Source organism: Sphingopyxis macrogoltabida (assembly GCF_001314325.1).
GTDB classification, from domain to species: Bacteria; Pseudomonadota; Alphaproteobacteria; order Sphingomonadales; family Sphingomonadaceae; genus Sphingopyxis; species Sphingopyxis macrogoltabida.
In genome coordinates, this window is sequence record NZ_CP009429.1 from 4,691,915 (window position 1) to 4,708,580 (window position 16,666).

Here is a 16,666-nt window from a genome sequence, read left to right on the forward strand (position 1 = left end):
AGTGGCAAAATAAAACGGGAGCAGAGGATATGCGATTCGCAGGCAAGGTCGCCGTCGTCACCGGCGCGGCGTCGGGCATCGGCAAAGCCACGGTGCTGAAACTGGCGGGCGAAGGCGCGCATGTCTTCGCCGCCGACATTGACGAAGCGGGCGGAACCGCGCTCGCCGCCGCATCGAACGGCAAGATCGATTTCGTCCGCTGCGACGTCACCGTCCCCGCCGACATCGAGGCGCTGATGAACGCGGCCGCCGAAAAGACGGGCGGCATCGACATCGTCTTCAACAACGCCGCCGCGGGCGGCGACCGCGCGCCGATCGACGAGATTTCGCCCGAGGGCTGGGACCGGACGATGGACCTCGTCCTCAAATCGGTCGCGATGGGCATCCGCTATGCCGCGCCGCACATGAAGGGCCGCAAGGGGGCGAGTATCGTCAACACCGCGAGCGTCGCGGCGCTCGGTGCCGGCTATTCGCCGATCGCCTATGCGGTCGCGAAGGCGGGCGTACTCCACCTCAGCAAGGTCGCGGCGACCGATCTGGCGCAGTACGGCATCCGCGTGAACGCGATCTGCCCCGGCTTCATCAACACCAACATCTTCACCGCCTCGCTCGACGTGCCGGGCGAACTCAAGAATCAGGCCAACGCCGTGATTGCCGAGATGAGCGCGAACGCGCAGCCCGTTGCACGCGGCGGCCAGCCCGAGGATATCGCGAACGCCGTCGCCTATCTGGCGAGCGAGGAGTCGAGCTTTATGACAGGCACCCACCTGCTCGTCGACGGCGGGCTGACGATCGGCCAGCGGCACGCGTGGGACAAGGAAACACCGGGCATGTTCGACGCCCTGCTGGCGATGGAGGAAGCGGCGAAGGCCGGAGCCGCCGCGTGAGTGCTGCCGCCACGGCGGTGCCTGCACCCAAACGCCTGCCCCTCTGGCTGAAGGCGACGCACGGGCTCGGCAGCATCGCCTATGGCGTCAAGGACAACGGCTTTTCGACTTTCCTGCTGCTGTTCTACAATCAGGTGATCGGCCTCGACGCCGGCATCGTCGGCGCCGCGATCATGATCGCGCTGATCGCCGATGCCTTCGTCGACCCGGTGATCGGCGAGCTGACCGACCGCACGCGGAGCCGCTGGGGCCGCCGCCTGCCCTGGCTTTACGGCGCCCCGATCCCGCTCGCGATCGCGTGGATGCTGCTGTGGAGCCCGCCCGAAATGAGCGACACGATGACCGTCGCCTGGCTGATCGGGCTCGCGATCGTCGTCCGCTCGCTGGTGTCGATGTGCGAGGTGCCGTCGGTCGCGATTGTCCCCGAACTGACCGCCGATTACGACGAGCGCACCGCCGTCATGCGCTTTCGCTTCCTGTTCGGCTGGGGCGGCGGCCTCGTCATCCTGCTGCTGGCCTATGGCGTGTTCTTCGGCGGCGCCAAGGGGCTTGTCGATCCCGACGGTTATTTCCCCTATGCGCTCGCCGGGGCGCTGATGATGTCGGGGGCGGTGCTGGTGTCGGCCGCCGGGCAGCACCGGCGGATCGCGGTGTCGAACCTCGCCGACGTCAAGCCTGCCGCGAGCCTTGCCCATATCGTCCGCGACATGCGCGACACGCTGTCGAACCGTGCCTTCCTGTGGCTCGTGTTCGCGGCGCTGTTCGGATACGTCAATCAGGGCATCACCTTCTCGATGAACAATTATCTGCTGAGCTTCTTCTGGCGGTTCACGCAGGGCGAAATGATCGCCTATGTCTTCCTGCTGTTCGGGACGATGATCGCGGCCTTCATCCTCGTCGCGCCGATGTCCGCCCGGCTCGGCAAGCGCGACGGCGCGATCGTCGCCGGGGCGATCGCGCTGCTCGTCAACAGCGGCATCTATTTCGCGTGGATCCAGGGCTTTTTCCCTGGCCTGCCCGGCAAGCCGAGCGTCGCGGCGATGTTCGCGCTGGTCTTCGTCTCGAACACCTTCTCGATCATCCTGATGATCCTCTCCTCCTCGATGATGGCCGACGTCGTCGAAGCCTCGCAGAGCGAAACCGGCCGCCGGTCGGAGGGGCTGTTCTTCGCGGGCTTTTTCTTCATGCAGAAATGCGCGACCGGCATCGGTATCTTCGCCGCCGGGCTGATCCTGTCCTTCGCCGCCTTTCCGGCCAACGCCAAACCAGGCGAGGTCGGCGACGCGGTGCTCGGCAATCTGGCGGCGGGCTATGCGCTCGCGATCCTCGTCATCGGCACGCTGGGGCTGCTCGTGATGCGCAAATTCCCGATCTCGCGCGCCGACCACGAAGCGCGGCTGGCGCTGCTCGACGATGCAGCGCGCGCCGAGCCCGACGCGACGGGGGCGCATCCGTAACGGAAAATGTCGCAGGCCGACCAAATGGGGTAATTTTCGGCCCGCAGGACTTGGCAAGGCCCGCGAATCGGTCCAAAGGTTTACGTGAACGTAAAGGGAAAGGAAGCGAAGATGGACTTCGATCTCACCGACCGGCAGGTCTATTGGCGCGACCGGGTGCGCGATTTCATCGAGCGCAAGATACGCCCCGCGGTGCCGACCTACAAGCAGCAGGACGCCGCCGGCGACCGCTGGAAGGTGATCCAGATCGTCGAGGATCTGAAGGCCGAGGCGAAGGAAGCCGGCATCTGGAACCTGTTCATGCCGCCGCGCAGCGGCGCGCACCATCATGTCGACGAGACGTTCGAGTTCGAGGGCCCCGGCCTTTCCAACCTCGAATATGCGCTGTGCGCCGAGGAAATGGGCCGCGTCGGTTTTGCGAGCGAGGTGTTCAACTGCTCGGCGCCCGACACCGGCAATATGGAAGTGTTCCACCGTTACGGTACGCGCGCGCAGAAGGAAAAATATCTCGGCCGGCTGATGAACGGCCAGATTCGCTCGGCCTTTCTGATGACCGAACCGCGCGTCGCCTCGTCCGACGCGACGAACATCGAAACACGCATCGAGCGCGACGGCGACGACTATGTCATCAACGGCACCAAATGGTGGTCGTCGGGTGCCGGCGATCCGCGCTGCGAAGTCGCGATCGTGATGGGCAAGACCGATTTCGCCGCCAAGCGTCACGCGCAGCAGTCGATGGTGCTGATGCCGCTGAACGCGCCGGGCGTGAACATCCTGCGCCACCTGCCCGTCTTCGGTTATGACGACGCGCCGCACGGCCATATGGAAATCGAACTGAAGGACGTCCGCGTCAACGCCGAGGAAGCGATGCTGCTCGGCGAAGGCCGCGGCTTCGAGATCGCGCAGGGCCGCCTCGGGCCGGGCCGCATCCACCATTGCATGCGCACCATCGGCGTCGCGGAAGAAGCGATCGCCAAGATGGCGAAGCGTCTGCAATCGCGCGTCGCCTTCGGTCGCAAGGTCGCCGAATACAGCATCTGGGAACATCGCCTCGCCCGCGCGCGCATCGATATCGAGATGACGCGCCTGCTCTGCCTGAAGGCGGCGGACATGATGGACAAGGTCGGCAACAAGTCGGCGGCCGCCGAGATCGCGATGATCAAGGTGCAGGCGCCGAACATGGCGCTGAAGATCATCGACGACGCGATCCAGGCGCATGGCGGCGCCGGCGTCTCCGAGGACTTCGGCCTCGCGCAGGCCTATGCGCACCAGCGCACCTTGCGGCTTGCCGACGGACCCGACGAGGTGCACGAACGCGCGATCGCCCGCATCGAATTCGCCAAGCACAGCGACGCAAGCGAGCCGGGCTTCTCGTCGGGCGACATCGGCGCGACGCGTTAAACGCATCGACCTAAGCCGAATATCGTCATTGCGAGGAGCGAAGCGACGAAGCAATCTCCAACCATCGGCCTTGCGCCGTGATCCAGGCTGGAGATTGCTTCGCTCCGCTCGCAATGACGGAATTGGATAAGCGGGTTTTGCCCCGCGAAAATGGGAAAGGTTGCAGTTCCACATGACCAAGGCCGCGATCCTGATCGAACCCGGCAAGCCGCTCGTCATCGAAGATGTGGTGGTCGCCGACTGCGGCCCGCACGAGGTGCGCATCCGCACTGCGGCGTGCGGGCTTTGCCATTCGGACCTGCATTTCATCGACGGCGCCTATCCGCATCCGCTGCCCGCAATCCCCGGCCACGAAGCGGCAGGGATCGTCGAGGCGGTCGGCAGCGAAGTGCGCACAGTGAAGGTCGGCGATGTGGTCGTCACCTGCCTTTCGGCCTTCTGCGGCCACTGCGAATTCTGCGTATCGGGCCGCATGTCGCTGTGCATGGGCGGCGACACGCGGCGGCCGGCGGGGTCGGCGCCGCGCATTACCCGCCCCGACGGATCGCCGGTCAACCAGATGCTGAACCTCAGCGCCTTTTCCGAGACGATGCTGGTCCACGAACATGCCTGCGTCGCGATCGATCCCGACATGCCGCTCGACCGCGCCGCGGTGATCGGCTGCGCAGTGACGACAGGCGCCGGCACGATCTTCAACGCGTGCAAGGTGACCCCGGGTGAGACGGTCGCGGTCGTCGGCTGCGGCGGCGTCGGGCTCGCGACGATCAACGCCGCGAAGATCGCCGGCGCGGGACGGATCATCGCCGCCGACCCGGTGCCCGAAAAGCGCGAACTCGCTAAGAAGCTCGGCGCCACCGACGTGGTCGATGCGCTCGCCGACGATGCCGCGAAGCAGATCGTCGAGCTGACCAGGGGCGGCGTCGACCATGCGATCGAGGCGGTCGGGCGTCCGGCGTCGGCCAGCCTCGCGGTCGCCTCGCTGCGCCGCGGCGGCACCGCGACGATCCTCGGCATGATGCCGCTAACCGAAAAGGTCGGGCTCGGCGCGATGGACCTGCTCTCGGGCAAGAAATTGCAGGGCGCGATCATGGGCGGCAACCGCTTCCCCGTCGATATCCCGCGCCTCGTCGATTTCTACCTGCGCGGGCTGCTCGACCTCGACAGCATCGTTGCCGAGACGATTCCGCTCGAGAAGATCAACGAAGGGTTCGACAAGATGAAGAAGGGCGATGCCGCGCGGTCGGTGATCGTGTTCGACCAATGACGCTCGACGCGCAAAAAGCCTTCAGCGGCACCGTCGCGCCCGAGGGCGCCGATGTCCTCGACGAGGCGAAGCTCACCGCGTGGATGGAGGCCCATGTCGAGGGGTTCGAAGGTCCGCTGACGCAGGGCAAGTTCGCCGGCGGCCAGTCGAACCCGACGTACAAGATTTCGGCGCCGTCGGGCAATTATGTCCTCCGCCGCAAGCCCTTCGGCCCGCTGCTTCCCTCGGCGCATGCGGTCGACCGCGAGTATAAGGTGCAGGCGGGCCTGCATAAGGCCGGCTTCCCGGTGGCGCGCCAATATGGCCTGTGCACCGACGACGATGTCGTCGGGAGCTGGTTTTACGTCATGGGCATGGTCGACGGCCGGACGATCTGGGACGGCGCGATGCCGGGGTCGACGCCGGAGAACCGCCATGCGACTTACGACGCGATGATCGATACGCTCGCGGCATTGCACAGCGTCGATATCGAAGCCGCGGGCCTGTCTGACTTCGGCAAGCCCGGCAATTATTTCGGCCGCCAGGTCGACCGCTGGACGAAACAGTACCGGCTTTCCGAAACCGAAACGATGGACGAGATGGAGCGGCTGATCGAATGGCTGCCCGCGACGCTGCCCGAACAGACGCGCACCAGCGTCGTCCACGGCGACTATCGCATCGACAATATGATCTTCGCGCATGACCGGCCCGAAGTGCTCGCGGTGCTCGACTGGGAGCTGTCGACATTGGGCGATCCGCTGGCCGATTTCACCTATGTCGCAATGGCGTGGGTGACCGAGAATGGCGGTCGGTCGGGCGTCATGGACCTCGACCGCAAGGCGCTCGGCATTCCCGAACTCGACGAGGTGGTCGAACGTTATTGCGCCGCCACCGGCCGCGACGGCGTGCCCGACATGAACTGGTATTTCGCTTACAACTTCTTCCGCCTCGCCGGGATTATCCAGGGGATCAAGAAGCGCGTGATCGAGGGTACCGCCTCGTCACAACACGCAAGGGACATGTCCGAACGCGTCCGCCCGCTCGCCGAAAAGGCGTGGGATTTCGCGAAGAAGGCCGGGGCATGAACCTGTTCGACCTCGCCGGCAAGGTCGCGATCGTCACCGGCTCGTCGCGCGGTATCGGCCGCGCGATTGCCGAGGAATATGCCGATCACGGCGCGAAGGTGGTGATCACCAGCCGCAATATCGAACCGTGCGAAGAGGTCGCGGCGGCGATCAACGCCAAACATCCCGGCCATGCAATCGCCGTGTCGTCGAGTCTGTCGTCGAAGGAATCGTTGCAAGCCATGGTCGATGCCGGGCGCGCGGCGTTCGGCCCGATCGACATCCTCGTCTGCAACGCGGCGTCGAACCCGCATTACGGGCCGATGGAGACGATCAGCGACGAGGCGCTGCGCAAGACGCTCGACCATAATATCGTCGCGCAGCACTGGCTGATCACGATGGTCGTGCCCGACATGCGGGCGCGGGCTTCGGGATCGATCATCCTCGTCTCGTCGATCGGCGGGCTGCGCGGCACGCCGATCATCGGGACTTATGCGATCACCAAGGCCGCCGACATCCAGATGGTCAAGAATCTGGCGCGCGAGTTCGGCCCCTCGAACATCCGCATCAATGCGATCGCGCCCGGTCTGGTCAAAACCGATTTCGCCAAGGCGCTGTGGGAAAATCCCGAAAATCTGAAGGCCTCGACCGCGAACGCGTGCCTCGGCCGCATCGGCGAGCCGCGCGAGATCGCGGGCGCGGCGGTATTCCTGGGGTCGGGCGCAGCGAGTTTCATGACCGGACAGACGGTCGTGGTCGATGGAGGTGTGGTGGTATGAGCGGAGCATTGGACGGCAAGGTCGCGATCATCACCGGCGCCGGTTCGGGAATCGGCCGCGCGAGCGCGCTGCGCTTCGCCGCCGAGGGTGCGAAGCTCGTTATCGGCGACAAGACGGCGGCGGTGCACGACACCGCAAAGCTGGTGAAGGACGCCGGCGGCGAGGTCGTCGCGCTGGAGATCGACGCCGGCGTCGAAGCCGATGTCGCCAGCCTCGTCGCGGCGGCGCAGGAAAGCTATGGCGCGCTCGATATCGCTTTCGCCAATGCCGGAATCATCGGCGACATGGGCGGCATCTTCGATTTCGATCCCGATGCCTGGGCCGAGACGCTGCGCGTCAATCTGATCGGCCCCGCGCTGATGGTGAAGCATGCCGGCAAGGCGATGGTCGATCAGGGCCGCGGCGGCGCGATCGTGCTGACCGCGAGCGTCGCCGGGATCAATTCGGGCGCCGGCCCCGGCGCCTATTCGGCGTCGAAAGCGGGGGTGATCAACCTCGCCAAGGTCGCGGCACAGCAGCTTTCGACGAGCGGCGTGCGCGTCAATGCGCTGTGCCCCGGCCTCACCGAAACGGGGATGACCAAACCGACCTTCGACTATGCCAAGGCCAAGGAAGTCACCCACAAGCTCGGCCAGCTCAACCCGCTGCGCCGCGCCGCGCAGCCCGAGGAGCTCGCCAATGTCGCGCTCTTCCTCGCGAGCGATCAGGCGAGCTATGTCAACGGACAGGCGATCGCGGTCGACGGTGGCCTCACCAGTTCGCATCCGGTAACGCGTCAGTTGCTCGGCCAGACCTCGCACTGAGGAGACACGATATGCAGTACCGGCAGCTTGGCGACAGCGGGATCGAGGTTTCGGCGATCTGCCTCGGCAGCTGGCTGACCTACGGGGTCGGGGTCGACGACAGCGCCGGACGCGCCTGCGTCGATGCGGCCTTCGATGCCGGGATCAATTTCATCGACACGTCGAACGTCTATGGTCGCGGCGCTGCCGAAAGCTTTCTCGGCGATGTGCTGAAGGCGCGGCCGCGCGATAGCTATGTGCTCGCGACGAAGCTGTTTTTCCCGATGTCGGACAGCGACAGGGGGCTGAGCCGGGCGCAGATCGAAAAGCAGATCGACGCCAGCCTGACGCGGCTTCAAACCGATTATGTCGATCTCTATCAATGCCATCGCTACGACCCAGACACCCCGCTCGAAGAGACGATGGCGGCGCTGTCCGACGTCGTGCGCAGCGGCAAGGCGCGCGCGATCGGCTTTTCCGAATGGTCGCCCGAACAGATCGAGGCGGCGCTCGCGCTTGCGCCGCCGCACGTCAAATTCGTGTCGAGCCAGCCGCAATATAGCCTGATCTATCGCCGCGCCGAGGCGAAGGTGATCCCGGTCAGCATGGCGAACGGCATTGGCCAGATCGTCTGGTCACCGCTCGCGATGGGCGTGCTCAGCGGCAAATATACGCCGGGCGCAACGCCGCCCGCCGGCACCCGCGCGGCAGGCGACGATGCGGCGTTCATGAAGCTCTATATGACCGACCCGGTGCTCGAAGCCGTGCAACGGCTGCGGCCGGTCGCCGACAAGGCGGACTGCAGCGTGGCGCAGCTCGCGATCGGCTGGGTCCTGGCGCAGCCGGGCATCACCAGCGCAATCGTCGGCGCAAGCCGCCCCGAGCAGCTCCGCGAGACTGCCGCAGCGGCCGACCTCGATATCGACCCCGCCTTGCTCGCCGAGGCTGCCGCCATCCTCGAAGGAGTTCGCGTTTCGTGAGCCGCAAAGTGATACAGGGTTTCGACACCGCGCGGCTGGACCGCATCCCCGCCTTCCTCGCCGCCCGATATGTCGACACCGGACGGCTGCCGCACGCGGCGACGCTCGTCTCGCGGCGCGGCGAGATCGCGCATCGCTCGTGCATCGGCGAGGCGCGCCCCGGCGAGGCGCTGAAGGATGATGCGATCTATCGCATCGCCAGCATGACCAAACCGATCACCAGCGTCGCCTTCATGATGCTGGTCGAGGAGGGCAAGGTCGCGCTGTCGGACCCGCTGGTAAAATATTGCCCCGAGTTTGCGGACACCGGCGTCTTCGTCGCCGGCGGCGGCAACGTCCCCTTCCTCACCCGCCCGCCGACGCAGCCGATCCGCATGGTCGACCTGCTGCGCCACACCGCGGGCCTGACCTATGGCTTCCAGGAGCGCACGCCGGTCGACGCCGCCTACCGCAAGGCGCGGATCGACGATTTCGACGCCGATTACACGATGGAAAGCTTCATCGCAGGGCTGGCGAAGATCCCGCTGCAATTCGATCCCGGCGCGCACTGGAATTATTCGATGGCGACCGACGTGCTCGGCGCGGTGATCGAGCGGATCGAAGGCAAGCCGTTCGGCGAGGTGCTGCACGAACGCATCTTCGCCCCGCTCGGCATGGTCGATACCGGCTTCAAGGTGCCCGCCGAGCAGCAGCACCGGCTGACCGACGCCTATGCCTTTCATCCCAAGGACAAGATGCAGGGTTTCGACGGCGGCGCGCGCAGCCGCTGGGCGAAGGACCGCAGCTTCGAATCAGGCGGCGGCGGGCTCGCTTCGACGGTCGACGATTATCACCGCTTCTGCCTGATGCTGCTCGGCGGCGGCAAGCTCGGCGACACGCGGATCATCAGCCGCAAGACGCTCGATCTGATGACGTCGAACCACCTCGTCGGCGGCGGCGACCTGACGCAGCACAGCGTCGGCATTTTCAGCGAGGACGAAAATGCCGGCGTCGGCTTCGGCCTCGGCTTCGCGGTCACGCTCGATCCGGCGGCGGCCGGCATCCCGGGTTCGGCCGGCGACTATTATTGGGGCGGCATGTTCTCGACCGGCTTCTTCGTCGATCCGGTCGAGGAAATCTGCATGGTGTTCATGACCCAGCTCATGCCCTCCTCCACCTATCCCGTGCGGCGCGAGGTCAAGACCCTCGTCCACGCCGCGATCGATGACTGACAGCTAAACCAAGGAGTCTCCCATGTCCGAAGAAACCCCCAACAGCGTCACGATGGAAAAGGACGGCGAAGTCGCCGTCGTCATCGTCAACAACCCGCCGGTCAACGCGCTGAGCTGGCATGTCCGCGAAGGGCTGGCCAATCATTTCGCCGCGGCGCTGGCCGACGATAGCGTCAAGGCGATCGTGCTGCGCTGCGACGGCAGCACCTTCATCGCCGGCGCCGACATCAGCGAGTTCGGCAAGGCGCCGCGCGGTCCCGATTTCAACGCGGTGCTGAACAGCATCGAAGCCGCGACCAAGCCGGTCGTCGCCGCGATCCACGGGACAGCCCTTGGGGGAGGCCTCGAGACCGCACTCGTCTGCCATTATCGCGTCGCCGTGCCTTCGGCGAAGCTCGGCGTCCCCGAAGTCAAGCTCGGCCTGCTGCCCGGTGCCGGCGGCACGCAGCGCCTGCCGCGCGTCGTCGGGGTCGAGGCCGCGGCGACGATGACCTCGCTCGGCGAGCCGATTCCGGCCGCCAAGGCGAAGGACCTCGGCCTTGTCGACGCCCTCGCGGGCGAGGACAGCCTGGCCGCCGATGCGATCGCCTTTGCCCGCACCAAGATCGCCGACGGCCCGCGCCCGACGCGCGAACGCAAGGTGTTCGGCGACGTCGCGGTGATCGAACAGCTCAAGGCGGCGAACGCCAAGCGCTGGCGCGGTTTCGACGCGCCTTATGCCAACCTCGCCTGCGTCGAGGCGGCGACCCGGCTGCCGTTCGACGAGGGCCTCGCCTTCGAACGCGAGGAATTCACCAAGCTGATGTTCGGCAGCCAGTCGGCGGCACAGCGCCACATCTTCTTCGCCGAGCGTCAGGCGGCAAAGATCGACGGCCTGCCCAAGGATATCAAGCTGCGCGACATCAAGCGCGTCGGCATCATCGGCGCCGGCACGATGGGCGGCGGCATCATGATGAACTTCCTGCAAAAAGGCATCGCCTGCACGATCGTCGAAATGCAGCAGGACGCGCTCGACCGCGGCCTCGGCGTCATTCGCAAGAATTACGACGCGTCGGCCGCCAAGGGCCGCTTCAAGCCCGAACAGGTCGACCAGATGATGGGGCTGGTCACCCCCTCGCTCGACCTCAAAGCGCTCGCCGACTGCGATCTGATCATCGAGGCGGTCTATGAGGATATGGGCGTCAAGAAGGAGATCTTCGGCAAGCTCGACAAGATCGCCAAGCCCGGCGCGATCCTCGCGTCGAACACCAGCTATCTCGACGTCAACGAGATTGCGGCGGCGACCAGCCGCCCCGGCGACGTGCTGGGCATGCACTTCTTCTCGCCCGCCAACGTCATGAAGTTGCTCGAGGTCGTGCGCGGCGACAAGACCGCCGACGACGCCCTCGCCACCGCGATGGCGATCGGCAAGAAGATCGGCAAGGTTGCGGTGGTCGCGGGCGTCTGCCACGGCTTCATCGGCAACCGCATGCTCACGCCGCGCCAGATCGAAGCCCAGAAACTGCTGCTCGAAGGCGCGACCCCGGCGCAGGTCGACAAGGTCCACACCGATTTCGGTATGCCGATGGGCCCGTTCCAGATGTCGGACCTCGCCGGCGTCGACATCGGCTGGCACCGCGACCCGAACCGGATCGAAAGCATCCGCGACGCGCTGTGCGCCGAGGGCCGCTGGGGCCAGAAGAAGCAGGCGGGCTTCTACGACTATGACGACAAGCGCAATCCGTCGGAAAGCGCCCGCGTCGCCGAGATCATCGACGAATTCCGCAAGAAGGCGGGGATCGAAAAGCGCGAGGTGACCGATCAGGAGATCGTCGAGCGCACGCTCTATCCGATGGTCAACGAAGGCGCGCTGATCCTCGCCGAGGGCAAGGCGCAGCGCGCGTCGGACATCGATGTCGTGTGGATCTATGGCTATGGCTGGCCGGTCTATCGCGGCGGCCCGATGTTCTGGGCCGGGCTGGAAGGCACCGACAAGATCGCCGCCGCGCTCGAAAGCCACGGCTTCGAGGTCGCGCCGCTGCTCAAGGAAAAGGCGGCGGCGAAGGCCGGCTTCTGAACCGCCAGCCGATAAGCAAAGCGAGGCCGCCTGTCCCAAGCTGGGGCGGGCGGCCTTTTCTTTGTCAAAGTTCCGCCGTCGGTCCTGCGGAAATATTGCGATTCAGGGTTAAAGGACTGGCAAGACCTGTCGTCAGGGCAGAGCATGAACGCCATGCCCGTCACCGCCATCCTGCTCCTCGCCGCGAGCGCCCCGGCCGCCACCCCGGCGCCGCAGCCGCAGGCGACCGCAATCGCCGTGGCGCGCGCGCGGATCGTGTCGCCCGCCGAGGTACGGCGGGTGGACGGACGGATCGAGGTCCGCACCGGTGAGAAGAGCGCACCGACACAGGTGCACCGCACGCCACGCCGCGATGGCGGTGAGACGGCGGATTTTTACTGAGCGGCTCGGATGCTGACGTGACGGCGAGTTTCGGCCGGTAACCGACGGCTCATTCTTTCCTGTTTCGTCATCCCCGCGAAAGCGGGGACCCAGGGCGTGCGTCGGCTTACCCCACACTGGGTTCCCGCTTTCGCGGGAATGACAAAGGTTTGGAACCTCCGCTCCCACCCCAATGCCGCTACGCCTTCCTGCGCGCGGGCCGCGATCAGTCCTGCAAGGTTTGGATAATCGCCGAAAAGTCGCGGCCGTCCTTGTCGGCCTCGACAAAGGCTTCGTAAAGCTCGCGCGCCTTCGATCCCATCGGGACATCGGCGTCGACGCTCGCCGCAGCTTCCATCGCGAGGCGGAGATCCTTGAGCATCAGCGCCGCGGCAAAGCCGCCCTTGTAACCATTGTCGGCGGGGGTCGCCGGTCCGACGCCGGGCAGCGGCGCATAGCTGGTCAGCGACCAGCACTGGCCCGAGCTGACCGAGGCGATGTCGAAGAATTTCTGCGGATCGAGCCCGAGCTTCTGCGCGAGCGCGAGCGTCTCGCACGTCGCGACCATCGAGGCGCCGAGCAGCATGTTGTTGCAAATCTTCGCGCCCTGTCCCGCGCCCGCGTCGCCGGCGTGGATCACCGCCTTGCCCATCTTGGCGAGGATCGGTTCGGCGCGCGCGAAGCCTTCATCGGTGCCGCCGACCATGAAGGTCAGCGTCCCCGCATTGGCGGCGGCGATGCCGCCCGAAACCGGCGCATCGACCGCAACGAGGCCCTTCGCGGTCGCGGCTTCGATGTTCGAACGCGCGGTGGCAACGTCGATCGTCGAGCAGTCGAGCAGCAGCGTGCCCGGAGTGGCGTTGGGGAAGACGTCGGCTTCGTAGACCGACGCGACATGCTTGCCCGCCGGGAGCATGGTGACGACGGCTTCGGCGCCGGTCACGGCTTCGGCGGCCGACGCGGCGCGGGTGCAGCCGGCCTCGGCGGCGCGCGCCAGTGCTTCTTCGCTCAGGTCGAAGGCGCGGACGTCATGCCCCGCCTTCGCCAGGTTCGCGGCCATCCCGCCGCCCATATTGCCTAGTCCGATAAAGGCGATTTTCATAGCAGTTCCAATTCACCCAGAATGATGGCCACCCCCGCGAGAATGAAGAGAGGTCCAAGAATGAACCCGAGGACGGCCTGAAGATATTTGAGAAACCAATCGAGCTTCGTGAGCGGCAGCGGCGCTTCGCCGGTCGGTCGCAGAATGGCCGCCTCCAGAAAATTGATCGTTTCCTGTTTGCGGTATCGCCAGTGATTCCAGCCGGCCAAAAGGGCGACAGCCCCGATCGCCAGCGAAATCAGGCCGGCGATCACCGCCCCTTCCACACGCCTTCGCGCTTCTCGATGAAGGCGGCCATGCCTTCGGCCTTGTCCTCGGTCGCGGCGAGGATCTGGAACAGGCGGCGTTCGTAGATCAGCCCCTGGTCGAGGCTGGTTTCAAAGGCGGCGTTGACCATGTCCTTGTTCACCATCGCGGCCATCGGCGGCATCGATGCGATCGTGGTCGCGGTCTTCACCGCTTCATCGACGAGGCCCGCATGCTCGACGACACGCGCGACAAGCCCCGAGCGCTCGGCCTCGGCGGCGTCCATCATCCGGCCGGTCAGGCACATTTCCATCGCCTTCGCCTTGCCGATCGCGCGCGTCAGCCGCTGCGACCCGCCCATGCCGGGGGCGACGCCGAGCTTGATTTCGGGCTGGCCGAATTTCGCCTTGTCGCTGGCGATGATGAAGTCGGCCATCATCGCGAGCTCGCACCCGCCGCCGAGCGCGAAACCGTTGACCGCCGCGATCCACGGCTTGCGCACCTTCTTCACGAAGTCGCTCGTCCATTTCGAGAAGAAGTCCTCGAGATAGAAATCGGCGGCCGGCTTGTCGGCCATCTCCTTGATGTCGGCGCCCGCGGCGAACGCCTTGTCGCCCGATCCGGTGAGCACGGCGCAGCGCTGGCTGTCGTCGGCTTCGAAGGCGGCGAAGACTGCAATAAGGTCTTCCAGGACACCCGAGTTTAGCGCGTTCAGCGCCTGCGGACGGTTGAGCGTCACCAAAGTGACAGCGCCGCGCGTTTCGACGAGGAGGGTTTCGTAGGTCATTCGGCAGTCTCCGGATTTTCGTCATGCCGGACTTGATCCGGCATCCATTCCGACAGGGCGGGAATGGACCCCGGATCAAGTCCGGGGTGAAGAAGAGTGGGTGGCAAGATCAGCTAAGCGGGGTCCATTTCTCGTTTTCGGGCAGCGGCGCGAAGATCGCGTCGATCCAGTCGTCGGTGATCGCCTCGGGCGTCGGCGGGTCCCATTTCGGACTGTTGTCCTTGTCGACAATCAGCGCCCGCACGCCCTCGATGAAGTCGTGCATCGCGACGACGCGGCTGCCGATCGCATATTCCTGCGTCATCTGCGCGGCGAAATCGTGCATCTCGCCGCCCTCCTTGAGCTGGCGGAGCGCGACCTTGCACGTCTGCGGGCTCTTGGTGCGCAGCGCATCGAGTTCCTTCGCCGCCCATTCGCCGCCATCGGCTTCGAGCGCGGCGAGGATGTCCTCATAGGTGTCGCTCGCGAACAACCGGTTGATCTTGTCGATCTGCCCGGTGATCGCGGCGGGCGGCGCGGTGACCGCGAGGTCGCCGAGGATGCCGCCGATGCGGTCGGGATGCGCGGCGATGCGGTCCTTGGCCTCGGCGAGCTTCTCCGACGGCAGATAATGCGTCGCGAGGCCGAGCGCGAGGCAATCGGCGCCGTCGAGCCGCGCGCCGGTGAGCGCGAGGAACACGCCGACGCGGCCTTCGAGGCGCGGCAGGTACCAGCCGCCGCCGACGTCGGGGAACAGACCGATCCCGGTCTCGGGCATCGCGAAGCGCGTATGTTCGGTCGCGACGCGATATTTCGCCGGCTGCGAAATGCCGACGCCGCCGCCCATCGTGATGCCGTCCATGAAGGCGACGACGGGTTTGGCATAGGTGAAGAGCAGATGATTGAGGCGATATTCGGTGTGGAAGAAGAAACGCGCCTCCTCGCCGTCCTTCGCGCCGCTCTCCGCAAGCATGCGGATGTCGCCGCCGGCGCAGAAGCCGCGCCCTTCGCTATGGTCGATGATCACCGCCTCGACGCTATCGTCGCCCTGCCATTTCAGCAGCGCATCGATCATCGCCTGACACATCGGCAGGTTGAGCGCGTGGATCGCCTTGGGGCGGTTGAGCGACAGGCGGCCGACGCGGCCGTCGGTCGAGATCAAGACATCGTTTGTAGATTCTGGGGTCATTGGCGCAGCAGGTCCCTTCCGACAATCATCCGCATCACCTGGTTGGTGCCTTCGAGGATCGAATGGACGCGCAGGTCGCGCCAGAAACGCTCGATCGGATAGTCGCGCAGATAGCCGTAACCGCCGAACAGCTGCAGCGCGTCGTTGACGATCTTGCTGCCGTTATCGGTCGCGAGCCGCTTCGCCATCGCCGAGAAGCGCGACTTGTCGGGGGCGTTCGCGGTGACTTTCGCTGCCGCGAGATAAAGCAGCGCGCGCGAGGCTTCGAGGTCGGTCGCCATGTCGGCGAGCATGAACTGGGTGTTCTGGAAATCGGCGATCGGCTGCCCAAACTGCTGGCGGTCCTTGCTATAGGCGATCGCCTCGTCGAGGCAGCGCTGCGCACCGCCGAGCGAGCAGGCGCCGATGTTGAGGCGGCCACCGTCGAGCCCCGCCATCGCGAAACGGAAACCATCGCCCTCGGCACCGACCAGATTTTCGACCGGCACGCGGCAATCCTCGAAGATCACCTGCGCGGTCGGGGAGGCGTTCCAGCCGAGCTTTTTCTCGGGCGCCCCGAAGCTCAGACCCGGCGTATCCTTTTCGATGACGAGGCAGGAAATGCCCTTCGATTTTTCCTCGCCGGTGCGGACCATGCAGACGTAGATGTCGTTGTAGCCGGCGCCCGAGATGAACTGCTTGGTGCCGTTCAGCACATAATGGTCGCCGTCCTTCTTCGCCGTGGTCTTGAGCGCCGCGGCGTCGGACCCCGAGCCCGGTTCGGTGAGGCAATAGCTCGCGATCTTCTCCATGCTGACGAGTTCGGGCAGGAAGCGCGCCTTGATCTCGGCGCCGCCAAAGCGGTCGATCATCCATGTCGCCATATTGTGGATCGAGACATAGGCGCTGGTCGCGGGGCAGCCATAGGCCATCGCCTCCATGATCAGCGCCGCCTCAAGCCGGCCGAGCCCGATACCACCCGATTCCTCGGCGACGTAAATGGCGCCGAAACCGAGCTCGCCCGCCGCCTTCCAGACATCGACGGGATAATGGCCTTTCTCGTCCCACTCGGCCGCGAAGGGCGTGATGCGGTCGGCAGTGAATTTGCGCGCCATATCCTGGATGGCGAGCTGGTCGTCGGTAAGCTGGAACTGGTCGGTCATG

Annotated in this window: 16 protein-coding genes; 11 read left to right on the top strand and 5 right to left on the bottom strand. The window is 65.7% G+C overall.

What is annotated here, in order from left to right; genetic code table 11:
- The first annotated feature begins 29 nt into the window (after nt 1–29).
- The 11 genes from LH19_RS22610 to LH19_RS22660 all read left to right on the top strand — a co-directional run bounded on the left by LH19_RS22610 (nt 30) and on the right by LH19_RS22660 (nt 12,241).
- The gene (locus LH19_RS22610; protein ID WP_054731955.1) at nt 30–887 is read left to right on the top strand and encodes an SDR family NAD(P)-dependent oxidoreductase; all 858 of its coding nucleotides are present in this window, start codon (nt 30–32) and stop codon (nt 885–887) included.
- Complete coding sequence (locus LH19_RS22615; protein ID WP_054731956.1) at nt 884–2,344, top strand: MFS transporter; 1,461 nt, start codon at nt 884–886, stop codon at nt 2,342–2,344. The genes LH19_RS22610 and LH19_RS22615 overlap by 4 nt, the downstream gene beginning before the upstream one ends.
- Before the next feature lie 111 nt (nt 2,345–2,455).
- Nucleotides 2,456–3,745 (top strand): acyl-CoA dehydrogenase family protein, encoded by a 1,290-nt coding sequence (locus tag LH19_RS22620; RefSeq protein WP_054731957.1) that lies wholly within the window; start codon nt 2,456–2,458, stop codon nt 3,743–3,745.
- A 172-nt stretch (nt 3,746–3,917) separates the two neighbouring features.
- Nucleotides 3,918–5,009 (top strand): Zn-dependent alcohol dehydrogenase, encoded by a 1,092-nt coding sequence (locus tag LH19_RS22625; RefSeq protein WP_054731958.1) that lies wholly within the window; start codon nt 3,918–3,920, stop codon nt 5,007–5,009.
- On the top strand, nt 5,006–6,073 hold the full coding sequence (locus LH19_RS22630; RefSeq protein ID WP_054731959.1) for a phosphotransferase family protein: 1,068 nt from the start codon (nt 5,006–5,008) through the stop codon (nt 6,071–6,073). The genes LH19_RS22625 and LH19_RS22630 overlap by 4 nt, the downstream gene beginning before the upstream one ends.
- Nucleotides 6,070–6,831 (top strand): SDR family oxidoreductase, encoded by a 762-nt coding sequence (locus LH19_RS22635; RefSeq protein ID WP_054731960.1) that lies wholly within the window; start codon nt 6,070–6,072, stop codon nt 6,829–6,831. The genes LH19_RS22630 and LH19_RS22635 overlap by 4 nt, the downstream gene beginning before the upstream one ends.
- Complete coding sequence (locus LH19_RS22640) at nt 6,828–7,634, top strand: SDR family NAD(P)-dependent oxidoreductase (protein ID WP_054731961.1); 807 nt, start codon at nt 6,828–6,830, stop codon at nt 7,632–7,634. Before LH19_RS22635 ends, LH19_RS22640 begins: the two co-directional genes overlap by 4 nt.
- 11 nt (nt 7,635–7,645) lie before the next feature.
- Entirely contained in the window at nt 7,646–8,593 is a 948-nt protein-coding gene (locus tag LH19_RS22645) for an aldo/keto reductase family protein (RefSeq protein ID WP_054731962.1), read from the top strand.
- A gap of 8 nt (nt 8,594–8,601) precedes the next feature.
- Nucleotides 8,602–9,804, top strand: coding sequence for a serine hydrolase domain-containing protein (locus tag LH19_RS22650; protein WP_145923665.1), 1,203 nt, complete (start codon nt 8,602–8,604; stop codon nt 9,802–9,804).
- A gap of 22 nt (nt 9,805–9,826) precedes the next feature.
- Nucleotides 9,827–11,860 carry a 3-hydroxyacyl-CoA dehydrogenase NAD-binding domain-containing protein gene (locus LH19_RS22655; RefSeq protein ID WP_054731964.1) on the top strand — a complete coding sequence of 678 codons (2,034 nt, stop codon included), beginning with the start codon at nt 9,827–9,829 and terminating at the stop codon, nt 11,858–11,860.
- A 144-nt stretch (nt 11,861–12,004) separates the two neighbouring features.
- Entirely contained in the window at nt 12,005–12,241 is a 237-nt protein-coding gene (locus LH19_RS22660; RefSeq protein ID WP_054731965.1) for a hypothetical protein, read from the top strand.
- Nucleotides 12,242–12,446: 205 nt separating this feature from the next.
- Here the strand turns inward: LH19_RS22660 and mmsB are convergent, their stop codons facing one another.
- The 5 genes from mmsB to LH19_RS22685 all read right to left on the bottom strand — a co-directional run bounded on the left by mmsB (nt 12,447) and on the right by LH19_RS22685 (nt 16,665).
- Nucleotides 12,447–13,322, bottom strand: coding sequence for a 3-hydroxyisobutyrate dehydrogenase (gene mmsB / locus LH19_RS22665; protein WP_054731966.1), 876 nt, complete (start codon nt 13,320–13,322; stop codon nt 12,447–12,449).
- A complete protein-coding gene (locus tag LH19_RS22670; protein WP_145923575.1) occupies nt 13,319–13,576 on the bottom strand; it encodes a hypothetical protein in 258 nt (85 codons plus the stop codon). Before LH19_RS22670 ends, mmsB begins: the two co-directional genes overlap by 4 nt.
- Entirely contained in the window at nt 13,573–14,355 is a 783-nt protein-coding gene (locus LH19_RS22675) for an enoyl-CoA hydratase-related protein (RefSeq protein ID WP_054731968.1), read from the bottom strand. Before LH19_RS22675 ends, LH19_RS22670 begins: the two co-directional genes overlap by 4 nt.
- Before the next feature lie 109 nt (nt 14,356–14,464).
- A complete protein-coding gene (locus LH19_RS22680; protein WP_054731969.1) occupies nt 14,465–15,523 on the bottom strand; it encodes an enoyl-CoA hydratase/isomerase family protein in 1,059 nt (352 codons plus the stop codon).
- Nucleotides 15,520–16,665: an acyl-CoA dehydrogenase family protein gene (locus LH19_RS22685; protein WP_054731970.1), complete on the bottom strand. Its 1,146-nt coding sequence runs from the start codon at nt 16,663–16,665 to the stop codon at nt 15,520–15,522. Before LH19_RS22685 ends, LH19_RS22680 begins: the two co-directional genes overlap by 4 nt.
- Nucleotide 16,666: the final 1 nt, after the last annotated feature.